The following is a 19,264-nucleotide window of genomic DNA, read 5'->3' as shown; positions in this document are numbered from 1 at the left end:
TATGTTAAGTATTAAAGATTTACATGTCAGCGTGGAAGATAAAGCTATCCTGCGCGGATTAAGCCTCGACGTTCGTCCCGGCGAAGTTCACGCCATTATGGGACCAAACGGTTCGGGTAAAAGTACCTTATCGGCAACGCTTGCCGGGCGCGAAGATTATGAAGTGACGGACGGCACAGTTGAGTTTAAAGGCAAAGATTTGCTTGCGTTGTCGCCGGAAGATCGCGCGGGCGAAGGCATCTTTATGGCCTTCCAGTATCCGGTGGAGATCCCTGGCGTCAGTAACCAGTTTTTCCTGCAAACGGCGCTCAATGCGGTGCGTAGTTATCGCGGTCAGGAAACGCTCGACCGCTTCGATTTTCAGGATTTGATGGAAGAAAAAATTGCCTTGCTGAAGATGCCGGAAGATTTATTAACCCGTTCGGTAAACGTTGGTTTTTCCGGTGGCGAGAAAAAGCGCAACGATATTTTGCAAATGGCAGTGCTGGAGCCGGAGTTATGCATTCTTGATGAGTCGGACTCCGGGCTGGATATCGATGCATTAAAAGTGGTTGCCGATGGCGTGAACTCGCTGCGTGATGGCAAGCGTTCGTTCATTATCGTGACGCACTACCAGCGCATTCTCGACTACATCAAGCCTGATTACGTCCACGTGCTGTATCAGGGGCGAATTGTGAAATCCGGTGATTTCACGTTGGTCAAACAACTGGAGGAGCAGGGTTATGGCTGGCTTACCGAACAGCAGTAATGCGCTGCAACAGTGGCATCACTTGTTTGAGGCCGAAGGGGCGAAACGCTCCCCCGAAGCTCAACAGCATTTACAACAATTGCTGCGTACCGGTTTGCCGACACGTAAACATGAACACTGGAAATATACACCGCTGGAAGGGCTAACCAATAGCCAGTTTGTCAGCATTGCGGGGGAGATATCACCGCAGCAGCGTGATGCCTTAGCGTTAACGTTAGACGCTGTACGGCTGGTGTTTGTCGATGGACGCTACGTACCATCACTTAGCGATACGACCGAAGGCAGCGGCTATGAGGTGAGTATTAATGACGAACGCCAGGGACTGCCTGATGCCATACAGCCGGAAGTATTTCTGCATCTAACGGAAAGTCTGGCGCAAAGTGTTACGCATATCGCCGTGAAGCGCGGTCAACGACCTGCTAAACCCTTGCTGTTAATACATATCACCCAGGGCGTGACTGGTGAAGAGGTGAACACCGTCCATTACCGCCATCATCTGGATCTGGCGGAAGGTGCCGAAGCGACGGTGATTGAACATTTTGTCAGCCTTAATGATGCCCGCCATTTTACCGGGGCGCGGTTTACCATCAACGTTGCAGCTAACGCCAACTTGCAGCATATCAAGCTGGCGTTTGAAAACCCGGTTAGCCACCACTTTGCGCACAACGACTTGCTACTGGCTGACGATGCCACGGCATTTAGCCATAGTTTCCTGCTTGGTGGTGCCGTGCTGAGACACAACACCAGTACGCAACTTAATGGCGAAAACAGCACGCTGCGGATCAATAGCCTGGCGATGCCGGTGAAAAACGAGGTTTGCGATACCCGCACCTGGCTGGAACACAATAAAGGTTTTTGTAATAGCCGCCAGTTGCACAAAACTATCGTCAGCGACAAAGGCCGCGCGGTATTTAACGGTTTGATTAACGTCGCGCAGCATGCCGTCAAGACTGACGGCCAGATGACCAACAATAATCTGCTGATGGGCAAGCTGGCGGAAGTGGATACCAAACCGCAGTTGGAAATCTATGCTGATGATGTGAAATGCAGCCACGGCGCGACGGTGGGGCGTATTGATGACGAACAGATGTTCTATCTGCGTTCGCGTGGGATCAATCAACAGGATGCCCTGCAGATGATCATCTACGCCTTTGCCGCCGAACTGACGGAAGCATTGCGTGATGATGGGCTCAAACAGCAGGTGCTGGCCCGAATCGGTCAACGGCTGCCGGGAGGTGCAAGATGACTTTTTCCGTTGAGAAGGTACGAGCCGATTTTCCGGTGCTCTCGCGTGAGGTTAACGGTCTGCCACTGGCTTATCTCGACAGCGCCGCCAGTGCGCAGAAACCGAGTCAGGTTATTGACGCAGAGGCCGAATTCTATCGCCACGGCTACGCGGCAGTGCATCGCGGCATTCACACGTTAAGCGCCCAGGCGACCGAGAAAATGGAGAACGTGCGCAAGCGGGCATCGTTGTTTGTCAATGCCCGTTCTGCGGAAGAACTGGTGTTTGTCCGCGGCACGACGGAAGGCATTAACCTGGTCGCCAATAGCTGGGGCAACAGCAACGTGCGGGCGGGCGACAATATCATCATTAGCCAAATGGAACATCATGCCAATATTGTTCCCTGGCAAATGCTTTGCGCACGCGTTGGCGCAGAGTTGCGAGTGATCCCGCTTAACCCCGACGGCACGTTGCAACTGGAGACTCTGCCCAATCTGTTCGACGAGAAAACCCGACTGCTGGCAATTACCCATGTCTCTAACGTGTTGGGAACTGAAAATCCGCTGGTGGAGATGATCTCACTTGCACATCAGCATGGTGCAAAAGTGCTGGTGGATGGCGCTCAGGCGGTGATGCATCATCCGGTGGACGTTCAGGCGCTGGACTGCGATTTCTACGTTTTTTCCGGGCATAAATTGTATGGCCCCACTGGCATTGGCGTGCTGTATGTCAAAGAAGCCTTGTTGCAGGAGATGCCGCCGTGGGAAGGAGGCGGTTCAATGATCGCCACCGTCAGCCTGAGTGAAGGCACTACCTGGGCCAAAGCGCCGTGGCGGTTTGAAGCAGGTACGCCCAATACGGGAGGTATTATTGGCCTTGGCGCGGCGCTGGAGTATGTTTCGGCGCTGGGGCTTAACAACATTGCCGAGTATGAACAGAATCTGATGCATTACGCATTGTCGCAGTTGGCAGCGGTGCCGGATCTGACGCTCTATGGTCCGCCAGACAGACTTGGCGTTATTGCCTTTAATCTCGGCCAACACCACGCCTATGATGTCGGCAGTTTTCTTGATAACTACGGTATTGCCGTGCGTACCGGACATCACTGCGCAATGCCATTAATGGCCTATTACAACGTCCCTGCTATGTGTCGGGCGTCGCTGGCAATGTACAACACCCATGAAGAAGTGGATCGTCTGGTGACTGGATTGCAACGTATTCATCGTCTACTGGGGTAAAAGGGAGGCTCTATGGCTGTATTGCCGGATAAAGAAAAATTGCTGCGTAATTTTTTACGCTGCGCCAACTGGGAAGAGAAATATCTCTACATTATTGAACTGGGCCAGCGTCTGCCAGAATTACACGACGAAGACAGAAGTCCGCAAAATAGCATTCAGGGCTGTCAGAGTCAGGTGTGGATTGTGATGCGCCAGAATGCGAAGGGAATTATTGAATTGCAGGGAGACAGCGATGCGGCCATTGTGAAAGGGCTTATTGCAGTCGTCTTTATTCTCTACGATCAAATGACACCGCAGGATATTGTCAATTTTGATGTGCGCCCGTGGTTTGAAAAAATGGCGCTTACCCAACATCTCACCCCATCACGCTCACAAGGTCTGGAAGCGATGATTCGCGCAATTCGCGCCAAAGCCGCTGCACTTAGCTAAACTAAAGGAACAGCTTTCATCCGGTTGGCTCACTTTGCCGGATGGTCAATGCTTACACTGGCCTGCACAGGAGTGTTTCGGTTTCAGGTAAACATAAGCGCCATCCGTCGTCTTAGCGTGAGTCTCCGGCAAATACAGGAGGTTTACAATGAAACGCGCGTCTTTGCTAACACTGACTCTTATCGGCGCTTTTAGCGCCATCCAGGCAGCCTGGGCGGTAGATTACCCGCTCCCGCCAACCGGAAGCCGACTGGTTGGGCAAAATCAAACCTATACGGTGCAAGAGGGGGATAAAAACCTTCAGGCTATTGCCCGTCGTTTTGATACTGCGGCGATGTTAATCCTTGAGGCCAATAACACTATTGCCCCAGTGCCAAAACCAGGCACGACAATAACCATTCCTTCGCAACTCTTATTACCTGATGCACCGCGTCAGGGGATAATCGTGAACCTTGCGGAACTGCGTCTTTATTATTATCCGCCGGGAGAAAATATCGTGCAGGTCTACCCGATAGGCATTGGCTTGCAGGGGCTGGAAACGCCGGTGATGGAAACACGTGTAGGGCAGAAAATCCCCAATCCTACCTGGACGCCCACGGCGGGTATTCGTCAGCGTTCACTGGAGCGAGGCATCAAATTACCGCCAGTTGTTCCAGCCGGGCCGAATAACCCATTAGGACGCTACGCACTGCGCCTGGCGCACGGTAACGGCGAATATCTCATTCATGGCACCAGCGCGCCGGACAGCGTCGGTTTGCGCGTCAGTTCGGGCTGTATTCGTATGAATGCGCCAGATATTAAAGCACTGTTCTCCAGCGTGAGAACGGGAACGCCGGTAAAAGTGATCAATGAGCCGGTGAAATACTCCCTAGAACCGAACGGGATGCGTTATGTTGAAGTACATCGACCGTTATCGGCAGAAGAACAGCAGAACGTTCAGACAATGCCGTACACGCTGCCTGCAGGCTTTACGCAATTTAAAGATAATAAAGCTGTAGATCAGAAGTTAGTCGATAAAGCATTGTATCGTCGGGCAGGGTATCCGGTTGCGGTGAGCAGCCGAGCGACACCCACAGCCAGCAATGCGCCTGCAGTAGAGTCAGCGCAGAATGGCGAACCAGAGCAAGGAAATATGTTACGTGCAACGCAATAGGCGTAATTAGCAGGCAAAAAAAATGGCGCACAATGTGCGCCATTTTTCACTTCACAGGTACTATTACTTGCGGTATTTAGTAGCCATGTTGTCCAGACGCTGGTTAGCACGAGCTGCGTCATCTTTAGCAGCCTGAACGTCGGAACGCATTGCGTTCACGTCGTTGCTCAGCTGGTCAACTTTAGCGTTCAGAGTCTGAACGTCAGAAGACAGCTGATCGATTTTAGCGTTGCTGGAGCAACCTGCCAGCAGAGTAGAACCCAGGATTACCGCGCCCAGTACCAGTTTAGTAGCTTTCATTATTAATACCCTCTAGATTGAGTTAATCTCCATGTAGCGTTACAAGTATTACACAAAGTTTTTTATGTTGAGAATATTTTTTTGATGGGAAGGCACTTATTTTTGATCGTTCGCTCAAAGAAACATCGAACGCTTGGTTTTAGATAAAAAAATTGAGAGAAAACAGGATGGTTCCATCGGATTCATCTTAGATAAAGTGAGATTATATAGTGAAATCCGATTTGATTTTTTATTGCTTCTGGTTATCGATTAAATAAAAAAAGCGCCCATTAGGGCGCTTCGATATACAAATTAATTCACAAAAGCAATATTACAGGACGTGAACAGATGCGGTGTTGGTAGTGCCGCTCGGTACAAGTGCACCGGAAACCATGACTACAACGTCGCCTTTGTGTGCCAGACCGCTCTGCAGTGCCAGTTCTTTACCCAGACGGTAGAAATCATCAGTAGAGGTGATTTCTTTAACCAGCTGCGGTACAACGCCCTTGCTCAGTACCAGCTGATGAGCCGTTTTTTCGTTGGTGGTCAGCGCCAGAATGGTTGCATCAGGGAAGTATTTACGTACTGCGCGAGCAGATTTACCGCCCTGGGTTGCTACAACGATCAGCGGAGCATCCAGTTTTTCAGCTGTTTCAACGGCGCCACGGCAAACCGCTTCGGTAATACGCAGTTTACGGTTGTCGTTGTTGAACTCGAGACGGCTGTTCATCACGCGGTCGGTACGTTCACAGATGGTCGCCATGATAGAAACAGCTTCCAGCGGATATTTGCCTTTTGCGGATTCACCAGACAGCATGACTGCGTCGGTACCGTCGAGGATGGCGTTGGCTACGTCACCGGCTTCTGCGCGAGTCGGACGTGGGTTTTTGATCATAGAATCCAGCATCTGGGTCGCAGTGATAACGACTTTACGTGCACGGATACATTTTTCGATCATCATCTTCTGGGCGAAGATAACTTCTTCAACCGGGATTTCTACACCCAGGTCGCCACGTGCAACCATGATGCCGTCAGATGCTTCGAGGATTTCGTCGAAGTTGTTCAGGCCTTCCTGGTTTTCGATTTTGGAGATAATTTGGATGTTTTCGCCGCCGTGCGCTTTCAGGTGCTCACGGATTTCGACAACGTCAGAACGTTTACGGATAAAGGAAGCAGCAACAAAGTCTACGCCTTGTTCGCAACCGAAGATCAGGTCCTGTTTGTCTTTTTCTGCCAGTGCCGGCAGGGCGATGGAAACGCCTGGCAGGTTCACACCTTTGTTTTCGCCCAGATCACCGTTGTTCAGTACTTTACAGATAACTTTGTTACCTTCGATAGCGGTAACTTCCATGCCGATCAGACCATCGTCAACCAGTACGGTGTTGCCAACGGACAGGTCGGTGGTGAAACCTTCATAAGTTACCGCAACCATTTCGCTGTTGCCGATAACAGATTTGTCAGTGGTGAAAGTAAAGGTCTGGCCTGCTTTCAGAGAAACGTCGTTACCGCCTTCCAGTTTCATGGTGCGGATTTCCGGACCTTTGGTATCGAGCAGGATAGCGGCAGTTTTACCGGTTTTGCTCATCACGTTGCGCAGGTTCTGAATGCGCTGACCGTGTTCTGCATAGTCACCATGAGAGAAGTTCAGACGCATGACGTTCATGCCCGCGTCCAGCATTTTAGCTAACATCTCTTCGGATTCGGTTTTTGGGCCGATGGTGCAAACAATTTTGGTCTTTTTCATGACAGTCTTAGTCTTTAAGTTGAGAAGGATAGGAGAAACTTGCTTTCTGGGCGCACTGCCGGAAAGCGAATCCGGTATTACGAAAGTGATGGTGCCTCGCTCTAAGGATAGGTGACATCGAAAAAGCGTGCAGAGGAATGTGTGCTTGTGTCTCAGCCCAACGTGAGTGCCTGTTTTTGAGTCGTTGAGTTCTACAGTCCAAAGTGCTGAAACCATTCAAGAGTCAATTGGCGCGGATTATACGCTGAATTTAATCAAAAAGGAAAACAAAAACAGCGTTTCAAAAACATTCATGCATATACACAATAAACTGTTATCAAAGATTTAACGTCTTCGGTAGCAGATTACGCAAAATCATCGCTGTTTGCGCAATGGGAAAGCGATGGCTGGAAGATGGGGGATTGCTGGAGAAAAGACAGAGTGCCTACTCTCGGTATACAACAGATGCAATTATAATAATTTATCGAGTTATTTATTTGATTTTGTTTGTTTTTTGTTTAAATAATGAGATTGATATATGCTGATAACTGGCATGATAAATAGGTGTGAATAATGGGCAACCGGACAAAAGATGATGAGCTGTACCGCGAAATGTGCAGAGTGGTAGGGAAAGTGGTGTTGGAGATGCGTGACCTGGGTCAGGAGCCAAAACACATCGTCATCGCTGGTGTGCTGCGTACAGCATTAGCAAATAAACGTATCCAACGCAGCGAACTGGAAAAACAAGCGATGGAAACAGTCATTAATGCACTGGTGAAATAATTGCGCGGGGATAGTGCGCAATGCCTTATCCCCTCTGCTTTATTATATCGTCACAACTAAGTTTATTTTTATAAATGGAGCAAGGCAATCCAGTTGATTTCGATATATATTTTAATTTATAGCGAATTAACTATTTCTTTATTCTGGAATGTATATCACAAATTACTGTAGGGTAAGTGAAATTCATTTCAAATGATAATAAATATCACTCCGCTTTTAATCTCCTGCTTTCCGTTTTTAATTGATGACGATCAATGTTAAGCACTAAGAATAATCACATTATTTTTTTTGCCTAACCATAAAGGATTAGTTTGTTTGCGTTAAATCATGTCTCATGCGCTATCGGGTTAGGACAAAAATATCTGGTGTTGGAGGCATAGTCAGCAGCGTATTAGTTGAGTGATTAATATCAGGCTGCTGAATTGTCAGCACTGTGTTTGCGAAGAGGATGCGAAATAAATGAACCCGGTTGAACGTCCACTATTAGATATTGGCTTAACGCGATTAGAGTTCTTACGTATATCAGGAAAAGGTCTTGCTGGTTTAACTATTGCCCCTGCGTTATTGTCACTTTTGGGCTGTAAACAGGAAGATGTCGATAGCGGAACGGTGGGGCTGATAAACACGCCCAAAGGGGTGTTAGTTACCCAGCGTGCGCGTTGCACTGGCTGCCATCGCTGCGAAATCTCCTGTACCAACTATAACGATGGCGCCGTTGGTACTTTTTTCTCCCGCATCAAAATCCATCGTAATTATTTCTTTGGCGACAATGGCGTAGGTTCCGGTGGCGGATTATACGGCGATCTGAATTATACCGCCGACACCTGTCGCCAGTGTAAAGATCCGCAATGCCTGAAGGTTTGCCCGATTGGCGCGATTACCTGGCAACAGGAAGAGGGATGTATAACCGTGGATCATAAACGTTGCATTGGTTGTAGCGCCTGTACCACTGCGTGTCCGTGGATGATGGCTACCGTAAATACTGAAACTAAAAAATCCTCGAAATGTGTGTTGTGCGGTGAATGCGCAAACGCCTGCCCGACAGGGGCGTTAAAAATTATCGAGTGGAAAGATATTACTGTGTGAATCTTGCAAAGGAAAAAATCATGGCTAACGGTTGGACTGGTAATATATTAAGAGTCAATCTTACGACAGGAAATATTACCCACGAAGATTCCAGTAAGTTTAAAAGTTTTGTCGGTGGTATGGGCTTTGGCTACAAAATTATGTATGACGAAGTACCTCCAGGCACCAAACCTTTCGATGAAGCAAATAAATTAGTCTTTGCTACGGGGCCGTTGACAGGATCTGGTGCGCCCTGTAGTTCGCGCGTAAATATCACTTCACTTTCCACATTTACCAAAGGAAATTTAGTCGTCGACGCCCATATGGGCGGCTTTTTTGCTGCGCAAATGAAATTTGCTGGATACGACGTCATTATTATCGAAGGTAAAGCGAAATCACCGGTCTGGCTAAATATAAAAGATGACAAAGTTAGTCTGGAGAAAGCCGATTTCTTGTGGGGGAAAGGGACGCGTGCAACCACGGAAGAAATTTGCCGTTTAACCAGCCCTGAAACCTGTGTAGCGGCTATTGGTCAGGCTGGTGAAAATCTAGTGCCGCTCTCTGGCATGCTGAATAGCCGTAACCACAGTGGCGGCGCGGGAACTGGCGCAATAATGGGCTCCAAAAACCTGAAAGCGATTGCGGTTGAAGGGACAAAAGGGGTCAGCATTGCCGATCGTCAGGAGATGAAACGGCTCAATGACTATATGATGACCGAACTTATTGGCGCTAATAACAACCATGTCGTGCCAAGTACGCCACAATCGTGGGCAGAGTACTCTGATCCTAAGTCACGCTGGACAGCACGTAAAGGGCTGTTTTGGGGCGCAGCGGAAGGCGGTCCGATTGAAACAGGGGAAATCCCGCCTGGCAATCAGAACACGGTTGGTTTCCGCACCTATAAATCCGTTTTTGACTTAGGTCCGGCAGCAGAGAAATACACCGTCAAAATGAGTGGCTGCCACTCATGCCCAATTCGTTGTATGACCCAGATGAATATTCCTCGGGTTAAAGAGTTTGGTGTACCCAGTACAGGGGGGAACACCTGTGTCGCTAACTTCGTCCATACCACCATTTTCCCGAACGGGCCGAAAGATTTTGAAGATAAAGATGATGGCCGGGTGATTGGTAATTTGGTTGGTCTGAATCTGTTCGATGACTACGGGCTGTGGTGTAACTATGGGCAGTTGCATCGCGACTTTACCTATTGTTACAGCAAAGGTGTGTTTAAGCGCGTTCTGCCTGCTGAAGAGTATGCGGAAATTCGTTGGGATCAACTGGAAGCTGGGGACGTTAATTTCATTAAAGATTTTTACTACCGTCTGGCGCACCGCGTGGGTGAGTTGAGTCACCTGGCTGATGGCTCGTATGCCATTGCGGAACGCTGGAATTTGGGTGAAGAGTACTGGGGCTACGCAAAAAATAAACTCTGGTCGCCGTTTGGTTATCCGGTTCACCACGCCAATGAAGCGTCGGCACAGGTTGGTTCTATTGTTAACTGCATGTTCAACCGTGACTGTATGACGCATACCCACATCAACTTTATTGGCTCCGGTTTGCCGTTGAAACTGCAGCGCGAAGTGGCAAAAGAGCTTTTTGGTTCTGAAGATGCTTACGATGAAACCAAAAACTATACGCCGATCAATGACGCAAAAATTAAATATGCCAAATGGTCGCTGTTGCGGGTTTGTTTGCATAACGCCGTCACTCTGTGCAACTGGGTGTGGCCAATGACCGTTTCGCCGCTGAAAAGCCGCAATTATCGCGGCGACCTTGCACTAGAAGCCAAATTCTTTAAAGCAATCACTGGCGAAGAGATGACGCAGGAAAAATTAGATTTAGCAGCAGAGCGAATCTTTACGTTGCATCGTGCTTACACGGTAAAACTGATGCAAACCAAAGATATGCGTAATGAGCATGATCTGATCTGTTCCTGGGTATTTGATAAAGATCCGCAGATTCCAGTCTTTAGCGAAGGTACTGACAAAATGGACCGCGATGATATGCACCAGTCACTCACGCTTTTCTATAAGGAAATGGGGTGGGATCCACAGCTTGGTTGTCCAACGCGAGAAACGCTTCATCGACTCGGGCTGGAAGATGTTGCCGCCGATCTGGCGACACATAACCTGCTACCAGCATAAGGAACGGATGTAATGAGCCAGCAGGAGGAAATGACACAACTGGAAGCACCTGATATTGACGTGACTAAGCGTCAATGGTTGCACAGTGTGCGTCAGCCCGATGACACTGCGGACAATAAGGTTACAGAGCCTGAACCGGCTGAAATTCTGGCAGAGTTTATCCGCCAGCATTCGACGGCGGGTCAACTGGTTGCTCGCGCTGTGTTCCTGTCGCCGCCATATTCGGTTGCTGAAGAGGATCTTGCTGCACTGCTGGAAAGCATACGGCAGAGTCCAGACTTCGCAGATATCGCCTGTATGACGGGCAGTCAAGATGATTATTACTACTCAACGCAAACCATGAGCGAAAACTATGCCGCTATGTCTTTGCAGGTCGTTGAGCAGGACATCTGTCGGGCCATTGCACACGCCGTTCGCTTCGAATGCCAGACGTATCCCCGGCCTTATAAGGTCGCCATGCTGACGCAAGCGCCATATTACTACCAGGGGGCGCAGATTGAAGCCGCGCTCGCCGCGATGGATATCGCTCCTGAATATGCCGATATACGTCAGGTAACGTCATCGACGGATGTGTTGTATCTGTTTAGCGAGCGTTTTATGAGCTATGGCAAAGCTTATGGCTTATGCGAATGGTTCGAGGTTGAGCAGTTTCAGAATCCCTGAAGTTTCAGGGAGATATCATGGATAGGGTGGACAGTCGCAGCCACAGCATTAGAGGATAATAAGATGTCCTTCACTCGACGCAAATTTGTTCTGGGGATGGGAACGGTAATCTTTTTTACCGGTTCAGCACCTTCTTTGTTAGCGAATACCAGACAAGGAAAGGAAGTTCGATATGCCATGATTCACGATGAATCACGGTGCAATGGCTGTAATATTTGTGCCAGAGCATGCCGTAAAACTAACCATGTACCGGCACAGGGCAGTCGTTTATCTATCGCGCATATCCCGGTCACCGATAACAATAACGAAACGCTGTATCACTTTTTTCGCCAGTCATGCCAGCACTGTGAAGATGCTCCTTGCATCGACGTTTGCCCAACAGGGGCATCGTGGCGTGATGAGCAGGGGATTGTGCGGGTAGAAAAATCGCAATGCATTGGCTGTAGCTATTGCATTGGCGCATGCCCGTATCAGGTTCGTTACCTTAATCCGCTGACCAAAGTGGCGGATAAATGTGATTTCTGTGCCGAGTCACGACTGGCAAAAGGTTTTCCACCCATCTGCGTTAGCGCCTGTCCGGAACATGCGTTGATCTTTGGTCGCGAAGATAGCCCAGAGATTCAGGCGTGGTTACGGGAAAATAAATACTATCAATATCAGCTGCCTGGTGCCGGGAAACCGCATCTGTATCGCCGGTTCGGTCAACATTTGATTAAAAAGGAAAATGTATGAACCCGTCGCAAAATGCTGAACAATTTCATAACCAGTTGGCGAACTATGTACCGCAGTTTTCTCCCGAATTTTGGCCAGTGTGGTTGGTCATTGCCGGGCTGCTGCTGGTCGGGATGTGGTTAGTGTTGGGGCTTCACGCCTTGCTTCGCGCTCGTGGCATAAAGAAATCCTCCACCGGTCATGGCGAGATGGTTTATCTCTATAGCAAGGCGGTGAGATTATGGCACTGGTCGAACGCGTTACTCTTTGTCTTGTTGCTGGCAAGTGGGCTAATCAATCACTTTGCGCTAGTGGGCGTTGCTGCAGTCAAGAGTCTGGTTGCCGTACATGAAGTTTGTGGATTCCTGTTACTGGCTTGCTGGCTTGGCTTTGTTCTAATTAATGCCGTTGGGGGTAATGGTCATCACTACATTATCCGTCGTCAGGGCTGGCTGGGGCGAGCGGCTAAACAAACGCGATTTTATCTGCTTGGAATTATGCAAGGGGAAGATCATCCATTTCCTGCAACAACACAGTCTAAATTCAATCCGTTACAGCAGGCTGCCTATGTTGGTGTGATGTATGGATTGCTGCCGCTGTTACTGTTGACGGGGCTGCTATGCCTTTACCCGCAAGCCGTAGGGGACGTGTTCCCTGGCGTAAGATACTGGTTATTACAGGCCCATTTTGCTCTGGCAGTTATAAGCCTCTTTTTTATCTTCGGCCATCTCTATCTTTGCACCACGGGGCGTACTCCGCACGAAACCTTTAAATGTATGGTCGATGGCTATCACCGGCATTAACGAATGATCATTACACGAGCTGACCTGCGCGAGTGGCGTGTAGGCGCGGTTATGTACCGCTGGTTTCTGCGGCGTTTTCCGCAAGGTGGAATTTATGCCGATATTCACCACGCCCTGATTGGCGAAGGATTTACTGACTGGGCGGAAAGTCTGGTTGAGTACGCCTGGAAAAAATGGCTGGCAGACGAAAATTTCGCCCGTCAGGAAGTTTCCTCAATGCAAAAACTGGCCAAAGACCCCGTAGAGATGCCATTTTGCAGTCAGATTGCCCGGGGCGACGATCATGCACGCGTCGGCAGCTGTGAGGATAACGCCAGAATCGCCACCGTGGGGTATGCTGCGCAAATTGCCAGCATGGGGTATAGCGTGCGGATTGGCAGTGTCGGGTTTAACAGCCATATCGGTAGTTCAGGTGAACGTGCTCGTGTTGCTGTAACTGGTAATTCCTCGCGGATAAGCAGCGCCGGAGACAGTAGTCGTATAGCGAATACCGGAATGCGAGTACGCGTTTGTACATTGGGTGAACGGTGTCATGTCGCCAGTAATGGCGATCTGGTGCAAATCGCCAGCTTTGGCGCAAACGCCAAAATTGCCAATAGCGGCGATAACGTTCATATCATCGCCAGCGGTGAAAATTCAACGGTAGTGAGTACGGGCGTAGTGGATTCAATTATTCTCGGGCCAGGGGGCAGCGCCGCGCTGGCGTATCATGACGGCGAAAGAGTGCGCTTTGCCGTAGCCGTTGAAGGTGAAAATAATATTCGCGCCGGAGTTCGCTATCGTCTGAATGAGCAGCATCAATTTGTGGAATGCTGACACCGTTACCCTTAATCAAACGACAGGTGCCGACGTGCACGGGATGCTGGCTTCACGGCGGCCTGCGCCATAGCCTCGCCAATTTCAGCACAAGCCGTAAGCCCCTGAACGAAAGGCCGGTCGTGCATTAGCCAGGGCAACGCGCCGAACGCCACGCGACCACGAACTTCTTCCGGTTGCTGTAGCGTATAATCTTCACCGACATCAGGGATTTCATCGCCTGTTTTCTGTAGCTGAACACGTAGTCCTGGGAAAGGAATGTCTTTCACTTTGAGCGGGCGCTGCCCACGAGCATCAATAAAAACGTCAAACGAGTCGCTGTTGTCTGCTGTTTTCAGGATTGTGCGCGTTTTGTCAATTTCCATATCGTAGTCCTCACCGAGGGCGAGAATATGAATAATTCCCGCCTCGCGCAAAGCCAGTAATCGCTTTATAGATTCAGAAGGGATAGCTGCATAATTGTCGATAAATACTCTGGCAAGGCCTTTACTGAACCGTTTATGGTCGTGCTCATTCAGATGCGGAACAATTTCCTGTACGGCTTCATGCAGGCGAAGAATGACATAGCGCCAGGGAACGGTATGTTTTTCACGTTTATTGCGCTCGACCTCTGCTAAGTTTTTTTCTGCCCAGGTAAATGGGTCATGCTGTTTGCGGTCGGCAAACCAGGCTTGAGCGAAGGTATCGACATTCAGGCGCTCTATCGCAATATGTCGGCTCCAGTCAGGATCAGCCGAAGTAATCTCTCGCACTATAAGTTTAAATACCCGATCCAGAAGGCCCTGTGGACCTTTTTCAATTTCCGCGTTCAGGGCCTGTTCAGTGACAATGCATAAAGGTTCGTAGGGAATAGGGCAATAGAAATCGGCTTCTGGCAAAATGCCGGTGCGTGACATCAATGTAATACTGAGTTTTTCACTGTCGCTATCGCGCTGAAACAGAATGCGTTGATTATCTTTTTCAATAAAAGATCCATGCTGGATAGCAACCGCCATTGCGGCATCCAGCCCGCTCAAAGATGTTCCCATAATGCCTACGCTACAGGCTTCAATTTTCGCTTCCATTAACCCTGACCATGGGCTGGGGAAATAGGTTCGGCTTGCCTCTTCTTCGTCGGGCCAGACATGACCGGTGGCTATCACGGCTAAATCAAACGTCTCAACTGGCAAATCCCGATCTGTGAAGATAAGCACGCCAGAGTCTGTGACTTGCAGATCAGTCACCTGGCAAGATTCATGAACGTTGATTTCAAATTGCTGCTGCCGTGCTTGCGCTACCAACCGTAAAAAGCAATCACGGAAATATTCTCCTAACAGGACCCTCGGTAAAAACTGGCGATCGTGCAAGCTTTCCTTTTTAACGCCATAACGTTGCAGATGGCTGGCCTCTTGCTTTTGCAACCATTCCAGATAAGTACAATAAATCGGCGGTATTTCAATGCTGGCAATATTTGCCAGCATCATTTTAGAGTTTTCTTCACCACTGTACGGCATACCGACACCAGCCTCGTTGGCTTGCTCGAAGAGAGAAATGGAAAGTGGCGTTTGTTGCTGCAAAAGCGAGAAGAAAGTGTAGATCCCTGTTGGCCCGGCACCCACAATGGCAATTTTTTTCATTGTTACTTACCTGTATGCATTCTTTCTTGCGAATCGAATTGAGTGTTATCAGATAAGTTTGGTTGAGATTTTTAGAATTTGGGAAATTTCAGACAGGGATGAAAAGGGCGCTAACCGCCCTTCATGAAGACTTGTCAGGCGAGTTTTGCCTGATTGATTTGACTCAGTGGCTCATTGACATCGAAAACTTTGGCAATAACTTCTTCGACACCGAGATTTTTCAGGCGGGCAGTATGTTTATCCAGATAGGCCAGGGCGCTTTTTTCATCAGTAAAGAGATAGATGCCACCGGCTTCGCGGTTCTTTTCACTTTCTGTCCACACTTTCCACAGAAAACCGGGTTCCTGATTAATCGACTCGGCAAGCGGTTTAAGTTGTTCAGCCATTTTGTCGCCAAAGGGGCCATTAAAAGCAAAATGAAGTTGTAATAAAGTTGCCATAGCTATTCTCCTTCTGATAATTCATACGAAGATAGTGTAAATCTTTTAACGTATTGGATACAGAGAAGAAACAGGGAAGAAAAAGGAGAGAGAAGACCAGATTAAGAAAATCTGGTGCGTCCGAGTGGACTCGAACCACCGACCCCCACCATGTCAAGGTGGTGCTCTAACCAACTGAGCTACGGACGCAGGATGGTGCGTTCAATTGGACTCGAACCAACGACCCCCACCATGTCAAGGTGGTGCTCTAACCAACTGAGCTATGAACGCAACGTTGTAGGTGACAACGGGGACGAATATTAGCGGCAGAGAGTGAAGGTGGCAAGAGGCAAATCGCAATTTTCTGCGCTATTTCTATCGTTTGCAGAGCTTTTAAGCAAATTGTCTATATTTTGTTGATTTGCAAGGGCGATTTTTAGCCATAGATCATATTTAGAGCTGATACAGCCAATTATTCCTCGACCCACAATGTAAAACAGAGCACGTTGCCACCACATCAATTCTATCGTGGATAAATCCTTCGTAGCCTTTACACTTAGGTATCAATAAAGGCACACAGATGCAGTAAAGGAATAAGTCATGGGATCTGAAGCAAAAAACTTGATGAGCGACGGGAAAGTGCAAATTGTTCATGCTGGCGACGTTATTGGCGCGACTCAACTTACTGATGGCGAGTTGATTGTTGAGGCTGGCGGAAGAGCAGAAAATACCGTGGTCACAGGTGCTGGCTGGCTGAAAGTTGAAACTGGTGGCATCGCCAAATGTACACAGTACAGCAACAATGGCACGTTATCCGTCGGTGACGGCGCAATAGCCACTGACATTGTTCAGTCAGACGGCGGAGCGATTAGTCTCTCAACGCTCGCTACTGTTAATGGCCGCCATCCCGAAGGTGAATTTAGCGTTGATCAGGGCTATGCCTGCGGTTTATTGCTGGAGAATGGCGGTAATCTGCGGGTACTGGAGGGCCATCGCGCGGAAAAAATCATTCTGGATCAGGATGGTGGCTTGTTGGTCAACGGAACAGTATCAGCAGTTGTTGTTGATGAAGGTGGTGAACTGTTGGTTTACCCTGGTGGAGAAGCCATCAATGGTGAGATAAACCACGGCGGCGTTTTTATGCTGGCAGGTAAAGCCAGTGAAACGCTGCTTGCGGGCGGCACCATGAATAATCTCGGCGGTGAAGATATTCATACCATCGTTGAGAATGGCGCCGTTTATCGCCTGGGGACAGATGGTCTGCAGCTCTACAGTTCTGGTAAGACTAAAAACCTGACAGTTAAAACCGGTGGTCGGGCTGAAGTGCATGCGGGTACGCTGGAAAACGCAGTGGTACAAAGTGGGACAGTGATTGTGATGTCTCCCACCAGTGCGGATGAAAAATTCGTCGTAGAAGAAGACTGTGCTCCGGTTGAATTGACGGGGAGCGTTGCCTTACAGGTCGGCGCTTCTATGATAGTTGGCTATGGTGCTGATCTGAAACAATCAACGATAACGGTCCAGCAGGAAGGCGTGCTGATCCTCGATGGCAGTACGGTTAAAGGTGACAATGTCACTTTCTATGTTGGCAACCTGAATCTCGATGGTGGAAAAGTGTGGCTGATAACGTCAACCGCAACCCATGTGCAGTTGAAGGTGAAATGTCTGCGTGGGGAAGGCACGATTTGCCTGCAAACCAGTGCGAAAGAAATTTCTCCGGAATTCATCAGCGTGAAAGGGGAAGTCAGCGGTGATATTCATGTTGAGATAACGGATGCCAGTCGGCAGCCTGTTTGCAGCGCACTTAAATTGCAACCGGACGAAGATGGTATTGGCGCAACGCTCCAGTCAGCCTAAAATTAAGGCGCAATCTTTGCGGATTGCGCCTCATTTTTTATCGAGATGCGCGTTGCAAAATGATAGCCGATGGCAGACGCTGCAAGAAGCGCATTCGTAGCATCATCATAATGGCAGCAGAAGTCAGACCGATAATAAAGCCTATCCAGAAGCCTGCCGGCCCCATCGGCTCAACCACCAGATTGGTCAATGCCAGAATATAGCCACTTGGTAAACCCAACACCCAATACGCGATAAAGGTAATATAAAAAATTGATCGCGTATCTTTATAACCACGCAAAATCCCGCTACCGATTACCTGTATCGAGTCAGAAATCTGATACACCGCAGCCAGCAACATCAAGTGTGCGGCCAGTGTCACAACTTCTGGATTATCGTTATACAGAAGAGCAATCTGCTCCCGTAGCGAGATTGTAAAAATTGCCGTTATCGTTGCCATACAGACGCCAACCATAAGTCCGGTTCGTGCGGCAGTTTGCGCATCCAGCGTGGAACCCTGACCCAGACGATAACCCACACGGATAGTCACAGCCGCTGCCAGTGACATCGGAAGAACGAACATCAGAGAACTAAAGTTCAGGGCAATCTGGTGGCCTGCCACATCGACAATACCGAGTGGAGATACCAACAGCGCAACCACCGCAAACAGTGTTACTTCAAAGAACAGTGCCAGTGCGATAGGTAAACCCAGTTGCACAAGTCTTTTCATTACTGCCGGGTCTGGTTTAGCGGTGCCTTTTTCGTTGCGGATATCGCGCATAGAACGGGCATGTTTAATATAGGAAACCATAGCAAGGAACATTACCCAGTACACCGCCGCAGTCGCCACACCACAGCCGACGCCACCGAGTTCAGGCATACCGAAGTGACCATAAATAAAGATATAGTTAACCGGAATGTTCACCAGCAGGCCAATAAAGCCCATTACCATGCCCGGCTTGGTTTTTGCCAAACCTTCACACTGGTTACGTGCGACCTGGAAGAACAGATAGCCTGGCGCCCCCCACAGCAGTGCACGCAGATAACCTACTGCTTTATCGGCGAGGGCCGGATCGATATTTTGCATGGAGCGGATGATATAACCCGCATTCCACAGCACCAGCATAATAAGCACGGAGACGAAACCGGCCAGCCAGAAACCTTGTCGCACCTGATGCGCAATACGTTCACGGCGACCGGAACCATTCAATTGCGCGATGACTGGCGTCATTGCCAGCAGCAGTCCGTGACCGAAAAGAATCGCCGGGAGCCAGATAGAAGTACCAATGGCGACTGCCGCCATGTCGGTGGCGCTATAGCCGCCCGCCATGACGGTATCGACAAAACCCATCGCTGTTTGGGCGATTTGCGCGAGAATCACCGGGATTGCTAATGCTAATAACAGACGCGCTTCACTGATGTATTTCTGCACGTGAACACCTTTTATATTGTTGTTATATGAGAGACTAAAAAACCGCCTGAATGGGCAGCAAAAAGAAGAAGCAGGGGAATTTCAGTCTATTGTAGCGAGGATTTATTAATTCTCCAGTGAAAAAATAACCACTCAATCCCCTTTACTGGTAAGGACGTTTCCCACCTGCTATTGTGCTGAA

General features: G+C 49.0%; 19 protein-coding genes and 2 tRNA genes. 13 read left to right on the top strand and 8 right to left on the bottom strand.

The genetic code is table 11. The annotated features are described in order from the left end of the window. Position 1 precedes the first annotated feature (1 nt). The 5 genes from sufC (at position 2) to ldtE (ending at position 4,793) form a co-directional block, all read left to right on the top strand. Positions 2 to 748: a Fe-S cluster assembly ATPase SufC gene (sufC, locus tag A9180_RS18720; protein WP_064530063.1), complete on the top strand. Its 747-nt coding sequence runs from the start codon at positions 2 to 4 to the stop codon at positions 746 to 748. Then, entirely contained in the window at positions 723 to 1,994 is a 1,272-nt protein-coding gene (sufD, locus tag A9180_RS18715) for a Fe-S cluster assembly protein SufD (RefSeq protein ID WP_064530062.1), read from the top strand. Before sufC ends, sufD begins: the two co-directional genes overlap by 26 nt. Beyond that, positions 1,991 to 3,211, top strand: a complete 1,221-nt coding sequence (sufS, locus tag A9180_RS18710) for a cysteine desulfurase SufS (RefSeq protein ID WP_064530061.1) — start codon at positions 1,991 to 1,993, stop codon at positions 3,209 to 3,211. The genes sufD and sufS overlap by 4 nt, the downstream gene beginning before the upstream one ends. A 12-nt stretch (positions 3,212 to 3,223) precedes the next feature. Further along, complete coding sequence (sufE, locus tag A9180_RS18705; RefSeq protein ID WP_064530060.1) at positions 3,224 to 3,640, top strand: cysteine desulfuration protein SufE; 417 nt, start codon at positions 3,224 to 3,226, stop codon at positions 3,638 to 3,640. Between the two features lie 148 nt (positions 3,641 to 3,788). Beyond that, complete coding sequence (ldtE, locus tag A9180_RS18700; RefSeq protein ID WP_064530059.1) at positions 3,789 to 4,793, top strand: L,D-transpeptidase LdtE; 1,005 nt, start codon at positions 3,789 to 3,791, stop codon at positions 4,791 to 4,793. 63 nt (positions 4,794 to 4,856) lie between these two features. Here the strand turns inward: ldtE and lpp are convergent, their stop codons facing one another. The 3 genes from lpp to A9180_RS24815 all read right to left on the bottom strand — a co-directional run bounded on the left by lpp (position 4,857) and on the right by A9180_RS24815 (position 7,018). Further along, a complete protein-coding gene (gene lpp / locus A9180_RS18695; RefSeq protein WP_000648420.1) occupies positions 4,857 to 5,093 on the bottom strand; it encodes a murein lipoprotein Lpp in 237 nt (78 codons plus the stop codon). 310 nt (positions 5,094 to 5,403) lie between these two features. Next, positions 5,404 to 6,816, bottom strand: a complete 1,413-nt coding sequence (pykF, locus tag A9180_RS18690; protein WP_064530058.1) for a pyruvate kinase PykF — start codon at positions 6,814 to 6,816, stop codon at positions 5,404 to 5,406. A 7-nt stretch (positions 6,817 to 6,823) separates the two neighbouring features. After that, the gene (locus A9180_RS24815) at positions 6,824 to 7,018 is read right to left on the bottom strand and encodes a hypothetical protein (RefSeq protein WP_242664678.1); all 195 of its coding nucleotides are present in this window, start codon (positions 7,016 to 7,018) and stop codon (positions 6,824 to 6,826) included. A 350-nt stretch (positions 7,019 to 7,368) separates the two neighbouring features. Between A9180_RS24815 and fumD the strand changes: the two genes are divergently transcribed. The 7 genes from fumD (at position 7,369) to ydhT (ending at position 13,780) form a co-directional block, all read left to right on the top strand. Further along, complete coding sequence (fumD, locus tag A9180_RS18685; RefSeq protein ID WP_000528337.1) at positions 7,369 to 7,578, top strand: fumarate hydratase FumD; 210 nt, start codon at positions 7,369 to 7,371, stop codon at positions 7,576 to 7,578. 459 nt (positions 7,579 to 8,037) lie between these two features. Then, complete coding sequence (locus A9180_RS18680; RefSeq protein WP_064530057.1) at positions 8,038 to 8,664, top strand: ferredoxin-like protein; 627 nt, start codon at positions 8,038 to 8,040, stop codon at positions 8,662 to 8,664. Positions 8,665 to 8,684: 20 nt separating this feature from the next. Further along, on the top strand, positions 8,685 to 10,787 hold the full coding sequence (locus A9180_RS18675) for an aldehyde ferredoxin oxidoreductase (protein ID WP_064530056.1): 2,103 nt from the start codon (positions 8,685 to 8,687) through the stop codon (positions 10,785 to 10,787). 12 nt (positions 10,788 to 10,799) lie between these two features. After that, the gene (locus A9180_RS18670) at positions 10,800 to 11,450 is read left to right on the top strand and encodes a YdhW family putative oxidoreductase system protein (protein ID WP_064530055.1); all 651 of its coding nucleotides are present in this window, start codon (positions 10,800 to 10,802) and stop codon (positions 11,448 to 11,450) included. 63 nt (positions 11,451 to 11,513) lie between these two features. Then, entirely contained in the window at positions 11,514 to 12,182 is a 669-nt protein-coding gene (locus A9180_RS18665) for a 4Fe-4S dicluster domain-containing protein (protein ID WP_064530054.1), read from the top strand. Next, positions 12,179 to 12,964, top strand: coding sequence for a thiosulfate reductase cytochrome B subunit (gene phsC / locus A9180_RS18660; RefSeq protein WP_064530053.1), 786 nt, complete (start codon positions 12,179 to 12,181; stop codon positions 12,962 to 12,964). The genes A9180_RS18665 and phsC overlap by 4 nt, the downstream gene beginning before the upstream one ends. A 3-nt stretch (positions 12,965 to 12,967) precedes the next feature. Further along, complete coding sequence (ydhT, locus tag A9180_RS18655; protein ID WP_064530052.1) at positions 12,968 to 13,780, top strand: protein YdhT; 813 nt, start codon at positions 12,968 to 12,970, stop codon at positions 13,778 to 13,780. Positions 13,781 to 13,791: 11 nt separating this feature from the next. Here the strand turns inward: ydhT and A9180_RS18650 are convergent, their stop codons facing one another. The 4 genes from A9180_RS18650 to A9180_RS18635 form a co-directional block, all read right to left on the bottom strand. Beyond that, complete coding sequence (locus A9180_RS18650) at positions 13,792 to 15,396, bottom strand: FAD-NAD(P)-binding protein (protein ID WP_064530051.1); 1,605 nt, start codon at positions 15,394 to 15,396, stop codon at positions 13,792 to 13,794. 134 nt (positions 15,397 to 15,530) lie between these two features. Next, the gene (locus A9180_RS18645) at positions 15,531 to 15,836 is read right to left on the bottom strand and encodes a monooxygenase (RefSeq protein ID WP_064530050.1); all 306 of its coding nucleotides are present in this window, start codon (positions 15,834 to 15,836) and stop codon (positions 15,531 to 15,533) included. Positions 15,837 to 15,948: 112 nt separating this feature from the next. Beyond that, positions 15,949 to 16,025 (bottom strand) — tRNA-Val (locus tag A9180_RS18640). A 4-nt stretch (positions 16,026 to 16,029) separates the two neighbouring features. After that, positions 16,030 to 16,106: transfer RNA gene (locus tag A9180_RS18635), tRNA-Val, on the bottom strand. A 309-nt stretch (positions 16,107 to 16,415) separates the two neighbouring features. Between A9180_RS18635 and A9180_RS18630 the strand changes: the two genes are divergently transcribed. Beyond that, the gene (locus tag A9180_RS18630; RefSeq protein WP_064530049.1) at positions 16,416 to 17,672 is read left to right on the top strand and encodes an AIDA repeat-containing protein; all 1,257 of its coding nucleotides are present in this window, start codon (positions 16,416 to 16,418) and stop codon (positions 17,670 to 17,672) included. Between the two features lie 37 nt (positions 17,673 to 17,709). Here A9180_RS18630 and mdtK read toward each other — a convergent pair whose 3' ends face one another. Beyond that, the gene (mdtK, locus tag A9180_RS18625; protein WP_064530048.1) at positions 17,710 to 19,083 is read right to left on the bottom strand and encodes a multidrug efflux MATE transporter MdtK; all 1,374 of its coding nucleotides are present in this window, start codon (positions 19,081 to 19,083) and stop codon (positions 17,710 to 17,712) included. Positions 19,084 to 19,264: the final 181 nt, after the last annotated feature.

The organism is Escherichia sp. B1147, from assembly GCF_001660175.1.
Taxonomy (GTDB): domain Bacteria; phylum Pseudomonadota; class Gammaproteobacteria; order Enterobacterales; family Enterobacteriaceae; genus Escherichia; species Escherichia whittamii.
Note: the sequence above shows the minus strand (reverse complement) of the source record. Positions and strands in the feature narration are given on the sequence as shown.